Source organism: Dactylosporangium sp. NPDC050688 (assembly GCF_040654515.1).
In the GTDB taxonomy this organism is placed as follows: Bacteria; Actinomycetota; Actinomycetes; order Mycobacteriales; family Micromonosporaceae; genus Dactylosporangium.
Genome location: NZ_JBFAIC010000179.1, coordinates 1 through 1,654, shown reverse-complemented (window position 1 = coordinate 1,654; position 1,654 = coordinate 1). Strand labels below are relative to the sequence as shown.

The following is a 1,654-nucleotide window of genomic DNA, read 5'->3' as shown; positions in this document are numbered from 1 at the left end:
TGGCATACCAACGGAAACCCAGCGTGTGGCGCGGGCAGCGTTTCCGAAGACGACCTTCTGTATGCGGCTGCGCGATGTCCTTGGTCCGCTGTTCACCGATGAGGCGTTCGCTGGTTTGTTTTCAGGGCGGGGGCGGCCGGCCGAATCGCCTGGGACGCTGGCGTTGGTCAGTGTCCTGCAATTCGTCGAGGGCTTGACCGACGCCCAGGCCGCTGATGCGGTTCGTGGCCGGGTCGACTGGAAGTATCTGCTGGGTCTGGAGCTGACCGATCAGGGCTTTGACTCCTCAGTCCTGACGGAGTTCCGTGGCCGTCTGGTCGAATCCGGCTCTGCTGAGACGTTGCTGTTCGAATCGGTACTCGACCGGGTCAGAGCGGCCGACCTGCTTGCGGCGGGCGGGCGTACGCGTACCGATTCCACCCATGTGCTTGGTGCGATCCGCGATCTGGAACGACTGGAGCTGGTCGGCGAGACACTCCGCGCGGCGTTGGAGGCCATCGCCGCGACCGATCCGTCCTGGCTGCGCAGCTTCGCACCCAGTGACTGGTTCACCCAGTACGGTGCCCGGGTCGACGCCTACCGGCTGCCCAAATCCGAAACCGAACGCCTCGAACTGGCCCGGCGCATCGGCGCCGACGGCGTCACTGTGCTGGCGCAAGCGTGGCGTACCGACGCGCCGGCATTCGTGAAGGAACTGCCGGCGGTGGCGAGCCTGCGGGCGATCTGGGTCCAGCAGTACTACCACGACGACAGCGGAATCACCTTGCGGGACAAGGAAATCCACGGCCGTCCGCCAGGTGCGATCGCGATCACCTCGCCCTATGACCTGGACGCGCGCTACAGCGTCAAACGCGGTGCCGGCTGGAACGGCTACAAGGTTCAGTTCAGCGAAGGCTGCGACGACGGACGCCCGCATCTGATCACGTACGTGAACACCGTGCCCGCCACCGAGGCCGACATCGACACCACCACGCGAGTGCATGAATCGTTGGCACGACGCGATCTGGTTCCGGTCGAGCATCTGGCCGACTCTGCTTACGTCACCGCCGATGCGGTCCTGGATGCACAAGCCCGACACAGCATCGAACTGGTCGGCCCGGTCGGCCAAGGAAACCAGTGGCAGAGCAGGGATCCCGGCGCCTTCGACACCGACGCGTTCACCATCGACTGGGACGCCCTGACCGCGGTCTGCCCGCAAGGACACCGCAACACCTGGTCCGGCACCGGCACCGACCGGCACGGCAAACCCCGCGTGATGTTCACCTTCAGCCTGACCGACTGCACGCCGTGTCCGGTCCGCTCCCGTTGCACACGCGCCAAGACCGCCGCGCGCACCATCACTCTACGACCCCGAGAACAACACGAACTCCTGCGCGACTTGCGAGCCGAACAGCAGACCGAACGGTGGCGCCAACGCTACGCGGCCAGATCAGGCATCGAAGGCACCATCTCCCAGGCCGTGCGCGCCTTCGGCTTACGAAGATGCCGCTACAGAGGAATCGCCAAGGCCCGCGTGCAGCACATCCTGACCGCCACCGCGATCAACCTCACCCGACTCGACGCATGGCTCGCAGGCAAACCCTTGGGGCGCAACCGCGTCTCCCACCTGGCCGCACTCGCCACCACGTAATCTCTAGAATTCGCCAGCGGAGTC

Annotated in this window: 1 protein-coding gene; it reads left to right on the top strand. The window is 65.6% G+C overall.

The genetic code is table 11. From position 1 onward, the window contains the following. Window positions 1-1,630: IS1182 family transposase (locus tag AB0H83_RS51815; RefSeq protein ID WP_360111459.1), on the top strand; the 1,630-nt coding region annotated here is incomplete at its 5' end. Window positions 1,631-1,654: the final 24 nt, after the last annotated feature.